Below are 16,710 nucleotides of genomic sequence, written 5' to 3'. Positions count from 1 at the left end.
CATCTCCCCTACCCCCTGACGATCACGTGCTGGCCGGCGAGCTCGTCGCGGAAGTCCTTGAGCAGCCCCAACACCGGGTTGGGCGCCGCCTGGCCAAGGCCGCAGATCGAGGCGTCCATCATCACCTGCGAGAGTCGCTGGAGCTGCTCGACATCCCATTCGGGGCGCTCGAGCAGGCTCAGCATCTTCTCGGTGCCGACCCGGCAGGGCGTGCACTGACCGCAGGATTCATCAGCGAAGAAGGCCAGCAGATTACTGGCCACCTGGCGCAACTCGTCCTGGTCGGAGATCACGATGACCGCGGCCGAGCCGATGAAACAGCCCTCGGCCTGCAGGGTATCGAAGTCCAATGGGATATCGGCCTTGCTGGCGGGCAGGATCCCTCCCGAGGCGCCACCCGGCAGGTAGCCGGCCAGGCGGTGGCCGTCGGCCATGCCGCCCCCGTACTCATCGATCAGCTCGTTCAAGGTGATGCCCGCCGGGGCCAGGTGAACGCCGGGGCGCTTGACCCGACCCGAGAGGGAGAAGCTTCTCAGTCCACTGCGACCATGGCGACCGTGACCGGCGAACCAGTCGGCGCCCTTGTCCCAGATCTCGGGAATCCAGTACACGGTTTCGACGTTGTTGACCAGGGTCGGGCGGCCGAAGAGTCCTTTCTGAGCGACGAAGGGCGGGCGATGGCGCGGCTTGCCCGGCTTTCCCTCCAGGGATTCGATCATCGCCGACTCCTCGCCACAGATGTAGGCCCCGGCCCCGCGACGCAGCACGATATAGCCCGGCGGCGCGAGGCCGGCCGCCTCGAGCTCAGCGATCGCCTCGCCGAGAACCCGATGCAGGCCGGGATATTCGTCACGCAGGTAGATATAGAGCGCGCAGGCCTCCACCGCCCAGGCACTGATCAGCGCCCCCTCGAGGAAGCAATGCGGTGCACGCTCCAGATAATAGCGATCCTTGAAGGTGCCGGGCTCGCCCTCGTCGGCGTTGATCGCGCAATAGCGCGGACCCGGCTCCTGGCGCACGAACCTCCATTTCTTGAAGGTGGGAAAGCCGGCACCGCCCAGGCCGCGCAGGTTGGCCCGCTCAAGCGCTTCCATCAGTGCCTCGACCGTCACGCGATTCTCGTGGCAGTCGGCGAGCAACCGATAACCGCCCTGCTCCCTGTAGCCATCGAGGCGTTGCCAGTGAATCGCCTCGGGGTGGAAGTGGCCCGTATCGACCACCGATTCGACACCCTCGCGAGTGGCGTACAGCACATGATGATGCCCCACTTCCACTACCGGTGCGGTATCGCAGCGGCCCATACAGGGCGCCCTCACCACTCGGACCGCCTGAGGATCGACACCGGCTTCCAGCTCCGCCTTGAGCGTCGCGGCACCGGCCAACTGGCAGGACAGCGAGTCGCAGACCCTCACCGTCACCTCCGGTGGCGGCGTCTGATCGTCATGCACCACGTCGAAGTGGGCATAGAAGGTCGCCGTCTCGTAGACCGCCGCCATCGGCAGGTTCATGTAGGTGGCCAGCGCCCGAAGGTTCACCAGCGACAGATGACCATGGGCATCCTGGATGGCGTGCAGGTACTCGATCAGCAGATCACGGCGCTGCCGTCCCGGGTCGCTGCGCTCGTCACCGAGCAGCTGGCGCAGCGCGGCCAGGGCGACGGGGGGCAGGTCACGGCCACGTGGTTTGCCACGGAAACGACGCTGGGGAGTGAGGGTCTCGACGGTCATGGCGGGCTCGTTGTTATCGGTGGGCGTTGGCCTACCTGGCGTGTTCGCCCTGGCTCTCGCCAGGGCGATGGGCGGCTCCACTCCTCGTGCCTGAGCGACTCAGGCGGACGGGCCGGTCTCGAGCTTCTGGCGCAGCTGGAACTTCTGGACCTTCCCCGTCGAAGAGGTGGGCAGCGGGCCAAAGATGACCTTCTTGGGCACCTTGAAGCGGCTGATGTTCTCCTTGCAGAAGCGGATCAGCTCCTCTTCGCTCAGCTCGCTGCCGGGACGCAACTGGACAAAGGCGGCGGGCACCTCGCCCCACTTGGCATCCGCCATCGCCACGACCGCCACGTATTCGACATCGGCGTGCCGCTGAATGATCTCCTCCACCTCCAGTGAGGAGATGTTTTCCCCGCCGGAGATAATGACGTCCTTCAGCCGGTCGCGAATCTTGACGTAGCCGTCCGGCTCCATCACGGCCAGGTCGCCGGAGTGAAACCAGCCGCCGGCAAAGGCCTCACGGGTCGCGGTTTCGTTGCGCAGGTAGCCCTTCATGACGATATTGCCACGGAACATGATCTCGCCGACCGTCTGGCCGTCGGCGGGTACGGGCTCCATCGTGACCGAGTCGAGCACCGCGATGCTTTCCTGCAGGGGATACGCCACGCCCTGGCGGCCATTGAGCCGAACCCGCTCCTCCAGGGGAAGCTGATCCCAGCCATCCTGCTTGACGCAAATCGAGGCCGGACCATAGGTCTCCGTCAGCCCGTAGACATGGGTGAGTTCGATGCCGATCTTTTCCATCCGCTTGAACACGGACGCCGGCGGCGCCGCCCCGGCGATCAGCCCGCAGACCTTGTGCTCGACCACCGCCTGCGCGGCATCGGCCGCATCGGCGATCATGGCGTGGACGATGGGGGCACCGCAGAAATGGCTTACGCCGTGCTTCCCGATCAGCTTGAGGATCAGCTCGGGGTCCACGCGCCGCAGGCAGACGTTGGTCCCGCCGATGGCCGCCAGCGTCCACGGGAAGCACCAGCCGTTGCAGTGGAACATCGGCAGGGTCCACAGGTAGACCACCGAGGAAGGAAGGCTCCAGGCCAGCACATTGCTGGTCGCGTTCAGGTAGGCGCCACGATGGTGGGTGACCACCCCCTTGGGGTTGCCGGTCGTGCCTGAGGTGTACCCCAGCGCGATCGCATCCCACTCGTCGGCGGGTAACTGCCACTCCTCCCACACCGGCTGATCGGCCAGCAGCGTCTCGTACTCGAGCTCACCGATGGCGCGCTCCACGCCCTGGCTCGGATCGGGCACGTTGATCACCGTGGGCGCCGGCCCTTCCAGACGGGCCAGGGCCTTTTCGACCACGTCGACGTACTCGGGGTCGACCAGCAGCAGGCGCGAGCGGCTGTGCTCGAGGATGAAGGCCACCGCCTCCGGATCGAGGCGGATGTTGATGGCATTCAACACGGCTCCCACCATGGGCACGCCGAAGTGGGCTTCGTACATGGCGGGGACGTTCGGGAGCATGACGGCCACCGTATCGCCCCTGCCGATGTCAAACTGCCTCAACAGGGAAGCGAGTCGACAACAGCGCGCATAGGTCTGCTGCCAGCTGTACCGCGTCTCGTTGTAGATCAGCGCCGTCCTGTCGGGATATACGGCGGCTGCCCGTTTGATAAAGCTCAAGGGTGACAGCGCGACGTAATTCGCCGCCGTTTTCTCGAGCGCATCATTGTAATGGCAGGCTTCACTCATGGTCTTACCCCTATTGTTTTTTTAGGGAAGGGTACGTCTCCAGCCGTTCAATCGGCGCGACGGCCTTACCAGGACATTGACGGTTCAGTTGTCAGCCCCCAATCCACGGCCATGCCGCCTTGGGAGTCGCGGCCCTGACCGAGACGACGGCTGTGGCACTAGCGGCCCGGCTGTTCCCAGACGGGTTGACGCTTGGCAAGAAAGGCATCGATTCCCTCGCCTGCGTCAGGGCTCATCATGTTGTCGGCCATCACGTTGCCGGCAAAGTCATAGGCATCGGCCAACGCCATCTGACGCTGGGGATGGAACATGGCCTTTCCAAAGCGCACGGCCGCAGGACTCTTGCTCAGGATCGTTGCCACCTTATCGGCCACGGCGGCCTCCAGCTCGGCATCCGCGACGACGGCACTCACCAGTCCCCACTCCAATGCGGTATCCGCATTGATAAACTCGCCGGTCACCAGCATGTCGAAGGCCCGCTTGGGGGAAATGCTGCGTGACAGCGCCACGGCTGGGGTCGAGCAGAACAGGCCCACGTTGATCCCCGACACCCCGAAGCTGGCCGATTGGGCGGCGATGACCAGATCGCAGCTGGCCGCCAACTGGCACCCCGCCGCCACGGCCATGCCCTGGACCTGGGCGATGACCGGCACCGGCAGCGCGACGACACTCTTCATCACCCGGCTGCAGTTGCGAAACAACTCCTGGTAATAGGAATGGTCGGGATTTGCCCGCATTTCCTTCAGGTCATGGCCGGCGCAAAACCCTCGCCCTGCGCCTTTGATCACCACACAACGGACAGCGGGATCGGCAGCGATCGCATCCAATTCCCGCTGCAATGAGGCAAGCACTGCTTCGGAGAGCGTGTTGAATTTATCCGGACGATTCAGTGTGAGGTAGACAGCTCCTTCCTTATCATCCCTGAGAAGAACGCTTTCTGAAGACTGACTGTTATTCATAAATAACTCCCGCCAGAGATGGCTGATTAAACACTATTTATCGTCACCTCGGTGGTGATCGAGTTATGAAAGAAAAAGTTACTATAGGCGCTAGCATGGATGCTGGATATCATTTTTTCTGACATCATATCTCCGCCGAAGGTGATGTACGGGGACAGCACGACACGCATGATCTCCATCCTTTTTTTATCGTTTCGCTCCAGATGTCCGACTGGACTGCCTTCGCCAACGGATGGCGGACTGAAAGGCCGACATGGAGAGGCTTCCTGCCTCAGAGTAGCCTCAGCGTAAGGGATTCAGGAAACACCTGGAAAGCGACAATTTCTAAGCAGCTAGATTAGTCTAGCTAATGCGAGGTCTCGCGACCTGCTTTAACGGTGACCTGGATGCACCACCCAGCCCCACCAGAATCGAACCCGAGCCGCCAATCCACAACCCATGGATTACGAAAAATAAGCCAAATACTTAGAAACTATCGCTTTACCGCTCAAAGCCCCCCGGGTAGCCTGCACATGGTCAGGCGGCATCCAAGCTATCATGCTTCAAGCAATAAAAACTTTTCAATATATCCCACCAGTCTTTAATAACTTAGACAGCGGTTTGAGCCAGGCGCGATGATTTTCAACCATCCAGGCACACCTTAATAAAATAAAGCACCTTAAAAGATGAGGCGCCACATGAGCGAATCTACTATGAAAACCATTAATGTTGAATACGCCATCATCGGTGCCGGCACCTCTGGACTGGGCGCCTACTCGAAGATCAGCCGCAAGACCGACAGCTTGGTGATGATTCAGGACGGTCCCTACGGGACTACCTGCGCACGGGTTGGCTGCATGCCCAGCAAGTTGCTGATCACCGCTTCCGATTACGCGCACCACTTGACCACCAGCGATTTTTTCGGCGTGACATCCGAAGGTCACGTGGATGGACGCAAAGTGCTCGAAAGGTTGCGCCGAGAGCGAGATCAGCGCTTTGTCGCCAACAATCTCCGCTACGTCAACAAGATTCCGCCCCATCACAAGCTCGAGGGGCACGCCAGGTTTATCGGACCGGGCCACCTCAGGGTGGGCGAATCCGTCGAGGTCAAAGCAGAGAAGATCATCCTCGCCTGCGGCTCCAGGCCTGCGGTCAGTAAGGTATTCGAGCCAGTAATGGACCGCGTGCTCACCAGTGATACGGTATTTGAGCTGGAGGACCTGCCCAGCTCGATAGCGGTGATCGGCATGGGCGTTATCGCACTGGAGCTGGGGCAGGCTCTCCACCGGCTCGGGGTCAAAACGACAGTTTATGGCCGTTCCGGAAAGATCAACGCCCTCACCCACCCGGACATGCAGCAGGAAGCCCTTGATATCCTCGGCTCCGAGCTGGATATCTATCCCAGCGGCCAGGTGGTGAGCACCTGGGAAGATGCTGAAGGTGCCTGGATCGAGTTTGAACAGTCGAACGGCCAGCGGGTCACCAAGGTGTTCGACAGGATCCTGGTCGCCACGGGGAGGATCTCCAATGTAGACCAGTTGGGCATGGAGCATACAGGAGCGGAATTCACTGAAGCGGGCAAGGTGATATTCGATCCACAGACGATGCTCTGCTCTGACTATCCCATTTTCATTGCCGGCGACGCGGCTGAATACCTGCCGGTGTGGCACGAAGCCTTTGATGAGGGACGTATCGCCGCCGATAACGCGTTGAACTACCCCGACCCGGTGCCAGTAGATCGTAGGCCGCCATTAATGGTGTTCTTCACCGATCCTCAGATCGCCATCATCGGGCAGAGTTTTCGGGAGCTTGAAGGCCTGGAAATCGTCATTGGAGAGCTGCCGTTCTCAAGTCCCCGTCATGTGGTTTGGAACAAGGTCGAAGGACGTATTCAAGTCTACCTGGACGCACGAACTGGCGTAATTCTAGGCGCCGAGTTGCTTGGTTACCAAGCCGAACACCTGGCGCACCTGCTTGCCCTGGCCATTACCCACAGCATGACGGCAGAGCAGGTACTGATGATGCCTGTCTATCACCCCAGTGCCGAAGAGCTGTTAAGGGATGTTTTGATCGACGCCAGGGAAAAGCGTCGGGTCTATGCAGCTGAAACCATGATTCATTCAAACTCAGTCCCGGCATATTCATAAAACAGGCCTGAAAAATAGCGGATGGCATCTTCTCTGGAAATCGTCAAGTTCTACGAACAAGATGATTCCAGAGGGCCATCCGCTATGATCGCCGCACCTGATGACCTCCTCGCCGACCCACGCGATCCGCAGCGCGTCCGCCACCCCCTGAAGGTACCGATGCTTTCGCCATACTTCTTATAAAAACAGCGACTTACAGATACCACAAGGCGCTGACCTCATGAGCTCGGTATGATATCGTTCAGTTTGATCCAGCTGCTGGTAACGTCTAGTATGGTGGTGTATGGCAGGGATAAGTTTCCTTGTGTGCGAGAGCTTCGGAAACCACAGTAAATCGACTCACTGACCCACCCTAGCATGTTGCACTTTTAGTCCAGCTCAAGATTTCCTCTAGAGTGATCTCGATCTCAAGGCGCCGTATCTAGCATCGGAAAGCACCTTCGCCTCACTTCTGAACCAGCTCCTGCGTCGGGGATTACAATGGAGGATGAAAACAAATGAGAAAAATTGCAATTGATGCCGCAGACATCCGCATTCTTTGCGCAGTGCAACATCACGGGCATCTCAGCAAGACCAAACTATCAGAACTCGTCAATCTTTCCCCGACACCATGCTGGATTCGTTTCAACCGGTTAAGGGAAGCTGGGCTGATAAGTGGATATCATGCGGACATCGCGCTCGACAAGATCGCAGATGTCACTAGAGTTATTGTTACCGTTTCGCTCAAGGAACATGGTAAATCGATTTTTAATCGTTTTGAGCAGCACATCAATCAAGTGGATGAGATCGTCGAATGCACAGCGACGGGTGGAGGGATGGATTACATCCTGAAAGTAGTGACGCTCAGTCTTCCCGCTTTTCAAGATGTGATGGAAGAACTTCTTTCAGCGGATTTAGGGATTGATCGCTACATGACCTACATCACCATCAGAGAGATCAAATCTGCTCAACTGAATCTTACCAATCTGACGACTGACCCAAGAAGCTGAACCGGAAGGAGCTTGATTCGGCTCTTCGTCACATCACATGGATCTTGTGTGATCCAGCATGCAGCTCATGGGGCTAGCGGCCGAGATCGAACTGGTGACGCTCCCTCTGCGCGGCCGGGGAGCGTGGTGTCGGAACGAGCGGTCCGCGGCCGGTGAGCTGACCTCACTCTCTTCACTTCATCCTGATCGCGCCGCCAGCACCTGCCTGAGCTCCTGCCGATAGGCTACCTCGTGACCTGCCGGGTCGGCAGGGAAGCGGCCGAGTTCGACGGCCAGCTCGAAGAAGCCCGCCCGGGGCAACTCGCCACGGCGACTGACCACCAGGGCGGCGATCAGCGGGCAGCCGGCGGCCGCGTCCTCGCGCATCAGCGCCTCCAGGGCCAGGGCGACGCGCTGGATGGTGCGCGGCGGCACCAATCCCAGCGCCTCGGCCGCCTGCTGATAGGTGATCGGCACGTCCTCGTCGGGCAGCTTCGTCAGCAGCGCACGCAGGCGCGGGGCCAGCTCGGTTTGCTCATTCACGCTCGTTCTCTCCGGGTTCCGGTGTCATCGATCCCGGGCCTGGGGTGGCGCTCACCCGGCGGGTCAGGATGGCGCAGGGCGGCGACAACGGCAATCGGGGTTGCACGCCTCATACGGCCGTCTCCTGATGCGTCGCCTCTTCATGCGTCGCCTGCCAGATACCGGACGCGGCGATGCGACGAGCGAAGTCCGCGACGTCGGCGGGTTCACGACCCAGCGCCCGCTGCACGCCGTCGGCCACGTAGGCGTTGCGGCCGTCGAGCACCGTCTCGAACAGGTAGTTCAGCAGCCAGGCGATGTCCGCCGGCGCGCCCGACTCGGTGATGGCGCGTGCAAACCCGGCCGCGGGGACCTGCGTGAAACTCACGTCGCGCCCGGCGGCGCGGGAGAGCTCCCGGGCCAGCTCGGCGAAGGTCAGGCAGCGGGGTCCTGTGACCTCATAGGTCTCGTAGGCATGTCCCTCCTCGGTCAGCGCGGCCACCGCGACATCGGCAATGTCGTCGACGTCGATGAAGGGCTCGGGGATGTTCGCCGCCGGCAGCGTGATGGCGCCGGCCTGGACCATGCCGAGAAACTCGCCTTCCGAGAAGTTCTGCATGAACCAGCTCGCGCGCACCACCGTCCACTCGACCTCGGCGGCCTGGAGGACTCGCTCGCAGGCCTGCGCCTCTTCCTCGCCGCGCCCGGAGAGCAGCACGAGGCGCCGGACGCCCTTGGTGACGGCCAAGTCCACGACACGGCGAATCGCCTCCGTGGCGCCGGGAATCGCCAGATCCGGGGAATAGGTGAGATAGGCCGCCGTCACGCCCTCGAAGGCCGCCTCCCAGCCGCTTGGCGCGTTCCAGTCGAAGGCCGGGGTCGTCGAGCGCGAGGCGATACGGGTCTCGATGCCGCGGGCCTGAAGGCGCTCGGCGACGCGACGCCCGGTCTTGCCGGTGCCGCCCAGAACGAGAACGACGCCCTGGTGATCCTGTTGGGTGATGGATGCTGCGTTCATGGCGCTTTCTCCTGAAGATCTAGCGGTGCTGCCCCGGGGGGGGGCGTGGGTGACACCTTGAAGATTAAGGAGGGCTCCGGTGACCCACCATGCGCGGGACGCTCGGTTTCATACGCATCCGTCTATAATCGTGCGATGGATACACTAGGTGGACTGCTGGACGCGCCGCGGGCCCGTGGGGCCTTCGCCCTCCGCACGGTGATGACGCCGCCGTGGTCGCTGAGAATCGTCGCCGAATCGCCCCTGACACTGGTCGCCGGCGTGGCGGGCGAGGTATGGATCGTGCCCGACGAGAGCGAGCCGGTGCGGATCGGCCCCGGCGATATCGCCGTGACTCGCGCCCCGGTCCATTACACCGTCGCCCACGCGCCGACGATGCCCCCGCAGGTGGTGATTCACCCGGGTCAACGCTGCTGCGATCTGGCGGGCTACTCCGTGCGGGAAGAGATGACCCACGGCGTGCGCACCTGGGGCAACGATCCTCGGGGGAAGACGGTGTTTCTCGTCGGCGCCTATGAGCACCTGAGCGACATCAGCGATCGCCTCCTGCGTTCGCTGCCGCCCGTGCTGTCGCTGTCCCGCCGCGACTGGGCCTCGCCCCTGGTTCAGCTGCTGTGTGACGAGGTGATCATCGACGAGCCGGGGCAGGCGGCGGTCCTCGACCGCCTGCTCGACCTGCTGATCACCGCCGTGCTGAAGGCCTGGTTCGCCCGACAGGGCGCACAGCGACCGGCCTGGTGGCGCTACCAGGGCGACCGGATCGTGGAAAACGCCCTGCGCATCATGCATGACCACCCCGCCCACCCCTGGACACTGGATACGCTGGCCCTGGAGACGGGCGCCTCGCGCTCGTCGCTGGCGCGTCGCTTCCATGACCTGGTAGGCGAGCCGCCCATGACCTTCCTGAAGAACTGGCGCTTGGCTCTGGCGGCGGACCTGCTGTGCCAGCCCGACGAGACGGTCGGCAGCGTGGCGGACAAGGTCGGCTATGCGACGCCCTATGCCTTCAGCGCCGCGTTCAAGCGGGTGCGGGGCGTGAGTCCGAAGGCGCACAGAGCGAGAGCCCTGGCCAGCGACTGAGCGGCCCCGGGCGACGCCCGCGCTCACCTCCCCACCGAAAACCTTCCTACACTGGATTGACCCACACCCGTCACCCCACCACGTGGGCGCTCGGCCACCGGTATCTCGCCATGAAAAAGCCCCTGATCGCTTTCCCTGCGATCCTCATGCTGTGCCTTCTACCCATGACGGCATTCAGCCAGGACACCGCGCAGGCTTCTGCCGTCATCTACAAGACCGGCGACCCTGCCAACTGGCCAGAAGAGCTGGATGCCGTGGTCGCGGCACCGAACAATCACGAGATCCTCCTGGAGAACGACAGGGTGCGAGTGCTGGAAGTCACCCTGCTGCCGGGTGTGGTTGAGCCCCTGCATTCCCATCGCTGGCCCAGCGTGCTCTATCTTCAGGCCGCGGGGGAATTCATCGATCGTGACGCGGAAGGCAACATCATCTTCGATACCCGAGAGCTGGAGGCGCCCCTAACCTTCCCGTTGACGATGTGGAAGGCGCCGGAAGCCCCCCACTCGGTGGAGAACCTGAGTGACGAGGTCACGTTGCGCCTGATCCGTGTGGAGATAAAGCCGGAGGCGTCACCCGCCGGAGAATGAACGGAACGGCCCGGTGGAATCCCGGGACGCATCGTTCCCGCCACTCACGGGGGTCATGACGGCCTGTCGGGGCGCGCCCCTCATGGCCATCGGGCATATCCCGTGGAGTCGCCATGTCTCCACATATCTCGGCTCCGCCGGCAACGCGGCCCCGGCCGGGGGCTCTGCTACGCTGAGCGAGTCACTCCACCACTCAAGCGACTCGCGAGGTGAATCATGAAAAGGACTTACCGCATGAGCAGGACCGGCGCGCTGCCACGGATGGGCCTGGCGCTTGCCCTGGCTATCGTCGTTGCACTGGCCTCGGCGTCCGCGCTGGCCGCCAGCCCGCAGAAGATCACCGCCGTCGAGGCGGCCCAAAACGTCACCCTGGGTCCTCGCCCGCTGTTCCTGATCCAGGACATGGACGAGAGCACACAGCGCGAACGCCACCTCAAGGAGACCCTGATGCGCTGCGCCGCCGGCACCGAGCAGTGGCAGCGCCGGGACTTCTCGATCGGCCATCGCGGGGCGGCCATGCAGTTCCCCGAACACACTCGCGAATCGTACCTGGCGGCGGCGCAGATGGGCGCCGGCATCGTGGAGTGCGACGTGACCTTCACCGAGGACAAGGCGCTGGTGTGTCGCCACTCCCAGTGCGACCTGCACGCCACGACCAACATCCTCGAGACCAACCTGGCCGATCAGTGCAGCTTGCCGCCGTCCTTCGATCCCGACACCGGCGCGCTGACCAATGCCGAGGCGATCCAGTGCTGCACCAGCGACATCACGGTGTCCGAGTTCAAGAGCCTGGAGGGCCGCATGGATGGCGTGAACTCCGAGGCCGAGAGCCTGGCGGAATATCTCGATGGCACACCCGGGTGGCGCACCAACCTCTACGCCACCCGCGGCACCCTGATGACCCACGCCGAGAGCATCGAGCTGTTCCGCTCGCTTGGCGTGCGCATGACGCCGGAGCTCAAGGCACCGGGCGTGGCGATGCCCTTCGATGGCATGAGCCAGGCCGACTACGCCCAGAAGATGATCGATGAGTACAAGGAGGCCGGCGTGGCGGCCGAGGACGTCTTCCCGCAGTCGTTCAACCTGGACGACGTGCGTCACTGGATCGACAACGCGCCCGAGTTCGCCGCTCAGGCGGTCTACCTCGACGACCGCTACGACGTCGAGACCTTCGACCATCGCGACCCGGCGAGCTGGTCGCCGAGCATGGAGGAGCTCGCCGAGCAGGGCGTGAAGATCCTGGCACCGCCGATGTGGATGCTGCTCGAGGCGCGTCCCGAGGCCGGCGAGAACGAGGAGCGCATCGTGCCCTCGGTCTATGCCGAGCGCGCCAAGGCGGCCGGGCTCGAGCTGATCGCCTGGACCTTCGAGCGTTCCGGGCCCCTCAGCGAGGACGGCGAGTGGTACCACCAAAGCGTCGATGCGGTGGTCGACAACGAAGGCGACAAGCTGCTGGTGCTGGACGTGCTGGCCAAGGATGTGGGCATCATGGGCCTGTTCTCGGATTGGCCGGCGACCGTGACCCTCTACGACAACTGCCTCAATCCCGAGCCCGCTTCCTGACGCCGTACGAGGATCGACATGACGTCACACCGCTCGCTTTCCACCCATAAAGGCCAGGGAGTGGCCTTCAAGGTGGCCATCGCCGGGAGCATCCTGGCCGGCCTGGCCGCCCTCTCCATGGCCGGGGCCGGGCCGGCCTATCGCCTGGAGATGCTCTCGCTCGGTGAGGCGTTCAGCATGCTGCGCTACGGGGCCCTCGTCGCCCTCGCCGCCGCCGGGCTGGGCGCGGTGAGCCTGCTCATCGCCGCCTTCACCCGCCGCACGCTGCCGGCGCTGCTGGCCGCGCTGGTGATCCTGGCCGGCCTGGCGCTGGTCGCGGTGCCCTGGCAGCAGCTGCAGCAGGCGCGCACCGTACCGCCCATCCACGACATCACCACCGATCTCGAGGATCCGCCCGCCTTCGAGGCCCTGGTGGAGGCGCGGGAGGCCGCGCCCAACGCCGTGACCTACCCCGGCGCGGCGACCGCGAAGCAGCAGCGCGAGGGGTATCCGAGCCTTCAGCCGCTGGTACTGGAGGCGCCGCTATCGAGCGTGCGGGAGGCCATCGAGGCGTTGGCTCGCGAGGCCGGCTGGGAGATCGCCGCGGTGAGAGACGATGGACTCGAGGCCACCGACACGACCTTCTGGTTCGGCTTCAAGGACGACGTGGTGATCCGCCTGCGCGAGACGGACCGCGGCGTCCGGGTGGACATGCGCTCCGCCTCGCGGCTCGGCACCAGCGACGTGGGCACCAACGCGGCCCGCATTCGGGCCACCCTCGAGGCCCTGGAGGCACGCGTGGGCGAGTGAGCGGCACGCCGATTCTTCAGATGCAGCACGCGCGAGCGGCGGCCCGATGGCCGCCGCTCGTCGTTCAGGGCCTACGCCGGTCCTCCCTTCACGTCATCTCGGAGCCGCGCTCGACCAGGAACTCGCGCATGTGCGGGCGCAGCCTGGTGCCGAACAAGGGGGTGAGGTCGTAGGCGTGCCGGCCAACGGCAGAAGGTCGGCATACCATTGCTTCCTTCGCATCAGCCTGAGCTGTACCTTGGGCACCATCGAATCGCAATTACAGGGATGACTGCCCCATGCTGACGAGACACTCCACGCTTCCCGACCCTCGCGTCTGGCGGTTCGCCCTTGTGCTGATCATGGCGATGCTGCTGGCCGGCTGCGGCGTCAACAATATCCCCACCTACGACGAGCAGGTGAAGTCGGCCTGGGCACAGGTGGAGAACCAGTACCAGCGGCGCGCGGACCTGGTGCCCAACCTGGTCGAGACGGTGAAGGGGTTTGCCCGACAGGAGCAGGAGACCCTGACCGCCGTGGTGGAGGCGCGGGCCAAGGCCACCTCCATCCAGATCGACGCCGAGTCGTTGGACGACCCGCAGAAGATGCGCCAGTTCGAGCAGGCCCAGCAGCAACTCACCGGCGCGCTGAGCCGCCTGATGGCGGTGTCCGAGCGCTATCCCGACCTGAAGTCGAACCAGAACTTCCTGGCCCTGCAATCACAGCTGGAGGGCACCGAGAACCGCATCGCCGTGGCGCGGCGCGACTTCATCACCGCGGTGGAGCGCTACAACACCGAGCTGCGCACCTTCCCCGGTCGCCTGTGGCACACAGTGCTCTACAGCGACATGCAGCTTCGCGAGACCTTCGACGCCACGACCGATAACGCCGACCAGGCCCCCCAGGTGGAGTTTGAATGATCGATCTTCTGCGCATTCCGTTATTGGCGCTGCTGCTGTCGGGGACCCTGGGCCTCCAGGCCCAGGACCTTCAGGCACAGCAACTCGACTTCCCCGAACTGACAGGCCGCGTGGTGGACCGGGCCGAGCTGCTGGACCAGGCCACCGAATCACGCCTGAGCGAGCAGCTGGCGGCGCACGAGAAGGCCACCACCGAGCAGCTGGTGGTGGCCACCCTGCCGGACCTCCAGGGCGTGACCATCGAGGAGTATGGCTATCAGCTGGGGCGCCACTGGGGCATCGGCCAGGAGGAGAAGGACAACGGCGCCCTGCTGATCGTCGCGCCGAATGAGCGCAAGGTGCGCATCGAGGTCGGCTATGGCCTCGAGGGTCGACTGACCGACGCCCAGTCCTCGGTGATCATCAACCGCATCCTGACGCCGGCCTTCCGCGAGGGCGACTACACCCGCGGCATCACCGAAGGGGTGGGGGCGATGATCCGGGTGCTGGGCGGCGAGCCTCTGGACACCAGCGCCGCCCCCGGCGCCCAGGCTAGGGGGCAGGAGCCCGAAGGACCGGCATCGATTCTCTTCTTCGTGATGTTCGTCATCGTGATGACCCTGGTACGGGGCGGTCGCGGCGGGCTGCTGGCCGGCATGCTGCTGGGCGGTGCGCTCGGCGGCCGGTCCCGCGGCGGCGGCGGTTTCGGTGGAGGCGGCGGCTTCGGAGGCGGCGGCGGTGGCTTCGGTGGCGGCGGCGCGTCCGGCGGCTGGTAATCCCGCCTTCCGTCCGGCGGCGACACCCACATGACAATCAGGATTCGGAGATCACGATCCCCATGGCTTTATTGAGTGAAGACGAGCAGCGCCAGGTCGCCGAGGCGATTCATCGGGTCGAACGCGATACCGATGCCGAGCTGGTCACCGTGCTGGCTCCGCAAGCGGACAACTATGCCTATATTCCGCTGCTCTGGGCCGGCCTCCTGGCCCTGGTGGTGCCCGGTGCGGTCAACTACTTCCCCGGCTGGCTGACGGCCTACGAGCTGACGCTGGTACAGTGGGCGACCTTCATCGTGCTGGGCCTGGCGTTCCGCCGCCCCGCCATCACCACCCGGCTGATCCCGCAATCGGTTCGCCACTGGCGGGCGGGCAACCTCGCCCGGCGGCAGTTCCTGGAACAGAACCTGCACCATACCGAGGGGGAAACGGGGATGCTGATCTTCGTCTCCGAGGCCGAGCGGTATGTGGAGATTCTGGTCGACCGGGGCATCTCGGCGCGCATCAGCGACGAGGCCTGGCAGACCATCGTGGCGGCCTTCACCCGGCGGGTGATGGCCGGCGAGACCCTGAAGGGCTTCCTGGAGTGCATCGAGGCCTGCGGCGAACATCTCAAGGAGCAGGTGCCGGCCACCCACGAGCGCAATGAACTGCCCAATCACCTGATCGTGCTGGACTGACCCACTGCTGCCCATGCATACGGGCACTGTGATCGCTTCTGCCCGTCCGATCCTCAGCGGAAGGGCTGCCGCCGTTCGAGATGCGCCGACCGATGCGAGTAAACGGCATGACGCACGACTGCATGGCACAGGCGCTCCGACTCACGGCTCGGCACGAGCGACGTGGGCAGCAAGGTGACGCGCACCCGATCCACTCTCGAGGCCCTGGAGGCGCGAGTGGGCGGTTGAGCCGGCACACTGTCGTCCGCACGTCGCAGGAGCCTGTGAGCCGACTTCCATGGGAGCACTGCTGGCAGGGCGATGGGCGTCGTCAGGCTCCCAGCCAAGGGCATTCACCCTACCAACGGCAACTAACCCACCACCGCTGCGCGGCGGATCGCGCGGCGAGCAGCGCTCCTACGAACCGCGCCGTCATCCCGCTCACTTCATCTCGAAGCCGCGCTCGACCAGGAACTCGCGCATGTGAGGGCGCAGCTTGGTGTCAAACAGCGGGGTGAGGTTGTGCGACCAGTCGCTCTGCTTGGTGCCGCCCTTCCGCGCCTGGTAGTAGGCGTGCATGGTCTCGTCGAAGGCGGCGACCTGCTCGCGATCGTCGGTGTAGGTGTCCTGCTTGAGGATCGCCTCCACCGGCAGGCGCGGCTTCACGTCCGGCTGGTGGGCCGGGTAGCCCAGGCACATGCCGAACACCGGGTAGACGTGGTCGGGCAGGCCGAGCAGGTCGCTGACCTGCTGCGGGTCGTTACGGATGCCGCCGATGTAGCAGATGCCGAGCCCCTCCGATTCCGCGGCGACGGCCACGTTCTGGGCCATCAGGGCGGTGTCCACGCTGGCTACCAGCAGCTGCTCGGTCATGCCACGCACCACACGGGCGTCGGTGCGCTCGGCGGCCTCGGTGGGGCGCTTCATGTCGGCGCAGAACACCAGGAAGGCGCCTGAGCTCGCCACGTAGGCCTGGCCGCCGGCCAGCTCGGCGATCGTCTCGCGATTGGTGGGATGGGTCACGTGGATGACGCTGTAGGCCTGGACATGGCTGGAGGTGGCCGCGGCCTGCCCGGCGCGAATCAGCTCCTCCAGCAGCTCGCGAGAGACCGGCTGGTCGGTGAACTTGCGGATCGAGCGATGGGACTTGAGCAGTTCGATGGTGGGATTCATGGCGTCTCCTGAGAGGCAGGCAGGGATAGTCGGTGAGCATGGGGCCGGCGCGCCGGCGACCGATGAGCTTAGCTAGCCAGCTTACTATCTTTTGGCCCGTTTTCGCGCGTACCGAGGGCGGTGGAGGACGGCTCGCCGGCCGTCA

At 64.1% G+C, this 16,710-nt stretch carries 15 protein-coding genes; 9 read left to right on the top strand and 6 right to left on the bottom strand.

Annotation, left to right across the window (positions count from 1 at the left end; all coding sequences use genetic code 11):
• Window positions 1–8 precede the first annotated feature (8 nt).
• The 3 genes from ABE957_RS07760 to ABE957_RS07750 form a co-directional block, all read right to left on the bottom strand.
• A complete protein-coding gene (locus tag ABE957_RS07760; RefSeq protein ID WP_349758098.1) occupies window positions 9–1,727 on the bottom strand; it encodes an NADH-ubiquinone oxidoreductase-F iron-sulfur binding region domain-containing protein in 1,719 nt (572 codons plus the stop codon).
• A 99-nt stretch (window positions 1,728–1,826) separates the two neighbouring features.
• The gene (locus ABE957_RS07755; protein ID WP_349758097.1) at window positions 1,827–3,467 is read right to left on the bottom strand and encodes an acyl-CoA synthetase; all 1,641 of its coding nucleotides are present in this window, start codon (window positions 3,465–3,467) and stop codon (window positions 1,827–1,829) included.
• Between the two features lie 158 nt (window positions 3,468–3,625).
• Window positions 3,626–4,426 (bottom strand): enoyl-CoA hydratase, encoded by an 801-nt coding sequence (locus tag ABE957_RS07750; RefSeq protein WP_349758096.1) that lies wholly within the window; start codon window positions 4,424–4,426, stop codon window positions 3,626–3,628.
• A 677-nt stretch (window positions 4,427–5,103) separates the two neighbouring features.
• Here ABE957_RS07750 and ABE957_RS07745 point away from each other — a divergent pair.
• On the top strand, window positions 5,104–6,552 hold the full coding sequence (locus ABE957_RS07745) for a dihydrolipoyl dehydrogenase (protein WP_349758095.1): 1,449 nt from the start codon (window positions 5,104–5,106) through the stop codon (window positions 6,550–6,552).
• A gap of 497 nt (window positions 6,553–7,049) precedes the next feature.
• Window positions 7,050–7,541, top strand: coding sequence for an Lrp/AsnC family transcriptional regulator (locus tag ABE957_RS07740; RefSeq protein WP_349758094.1), 492 nt, complete (start codon window positions 7,050–7,052; stop codon window positions 7,539–7,541).
• Window positions 7,542–7,718: 177 nt separating this feature from the next.
• Here ABE957_RS07740 and ABE957_RS07735 read toward each other — a convergent pair whose 3' ends face one another.
• Both ABE957_RS07735 and ABE957_RS07730 read right to left on the bottom strand, forming a co-directional pair.
• Window positions 7,719–8,063, bottom strand: a complete 345-nt coding sequence (locus tag ABE957_RS07735) for a hypothetical protein (RefSeq protein ID WP_349758093.1) — start codon at window positions 8,061–8,063, stop codon at window positions 7,719–7,721.
• A 109-nt stretch (window positions 8,064–8,172) separates the two neighbouring features.
• Window positions 8,173–9,060, bottom strand: coding sequence for an NmrA family NAD(P)-binding protein (locus ABE957_RS07730; protein ID WP_349758092.1), 888 nt, complete (start codon window positions 9,058–9,060; stop codon window positions 8,173–8,175).
• 135 nt (window positions 9,061–9,195) lie between these two features.
• On the opposite strand from ABE957_RS07730, the gene ABE957_RS07725 reads away from it, so the two are divergent.
• The 7 genes from ABE957_RS07725 to ABE957_RS07695 all read left to right on the top strand — a co-directional run bounded on the left by ABE957_RS07725 (window position 9,196) and on the right by ABE957_RS07695 (window position 15,413).
• The gene (locus ABE957_RS07725) at window positions 9,196–10,140 is read left to right on the top strand and encodes an AraC family transcriptional regulator (protein WP_349758091.1); all 945 of its coding nucleotides are present in this window, start codon (window positions 9,196–9,198) and stop codon (window positions 10,138–10,140) included.
• Window positions 10,141–10,250: 110 nt separating this feature from the next.
• A complete protein-coding gene (locus tag ABE957_RS07720) occupies window positions 10,251–10,727 on the top strand; it encodes a hypothetical protein (RefSeq protein ID WP_349758090.1) in 477 nt (158 codons plus the stop codon).
• A gap of 234 nt (window positions 10,728–10,961) precedes the next feature.
• Window positions 10,962–12,290, top strand: a complete 1,329-nt coding sequence (locus tag ABE957_RS07715; RefSeq protein WP_349758089.1) for a glycerophosphodiester phosphodiesterase family protein — start codon at window positions 10,962–10,964, stop codon at window positions 12,288–12,290.
• 18 nt (window positions 12,291–12,308) lie between these two features.
• Window positions 12,309–13,079, top strand: a complete 771-nt coding sequence (locus tag ABE957_RS07710; RefSeq protein ID WP_349758088.1) for a DUF1499 domain-containing protein — start codon at window positions 12,309–12,311, stop codon at window positions 13,077–13,079.
• Window positions 13,080–13,357: 278 nt separating this feature from the next.
• Complete coding sequence (locus ABE957_RS07705; protein WP_349758087.1) at window positions 13,358–13,978, top strand: LemA family protein; 621 nt, start codon at window positions 13,358–13,360, stop codon at window positions 13,976–13,978.
• Window positions 13,975–14,733, top strand: a complete 759-nt coding sequence (locus tag ABE957_RS07700) for a TPM domain-containing protein (RefSeq protein ID WP_349758086.1) — start codon at window positions 13,975–13,977, stop codon at window positions 14,731–14,733. Before ABE957_RS07705 ends, ABE957_RS07700 begins: the two co-directional genes overlap by 4 nt.
• Before the next feature lie 62 nt (window positions 14,734–14,795).
• Window positions 14,796–15,413: a TPM domain-containing protein gene (locus ABE957_RS07695; RefSeq protein WP_349758085.1), complete on the top strand. Its 618-nt coding sequence runs from the start codon at window positions 14,796–14,798 to the stop codon at window positions 15,411–15,413.
• Between the two features lie 420 nt (window positions 15,414–15,833).
• Here the strand turns inward: ABE957_RS07695 and nfsA are convergent, their stop codons facing one another.
• Window positions 15,834–16,565 (bottom strand): oxygen-insensitive NADPH nitroreductase, encoded by a 732-nt coding sequence (gene nfsA, locus ABE957_RS07690; RefSeq protein WP_349758084.1) that lies wholly within the window; start codon window positions 16,563–16,565, stop codon window positions 15,834–15,836.
• Between the last annotated feature and the right edge of the window lie 145 nt (window positions 16,566–16,710).

This window comes from Halomonas pelophila (assembly GCF_040196315.1).
Classification (GTDB): Bacteria; Pseudomonadota; Gammaproteobacteria; order Pseudomonadales; family Halomonadaceae; genus Halomonas; species Halomonas pelophila.
Note: the sequence above shows the minus strand (reverse complement) of the source record. Positions and strands in the feature narration are given on the sequence as shown.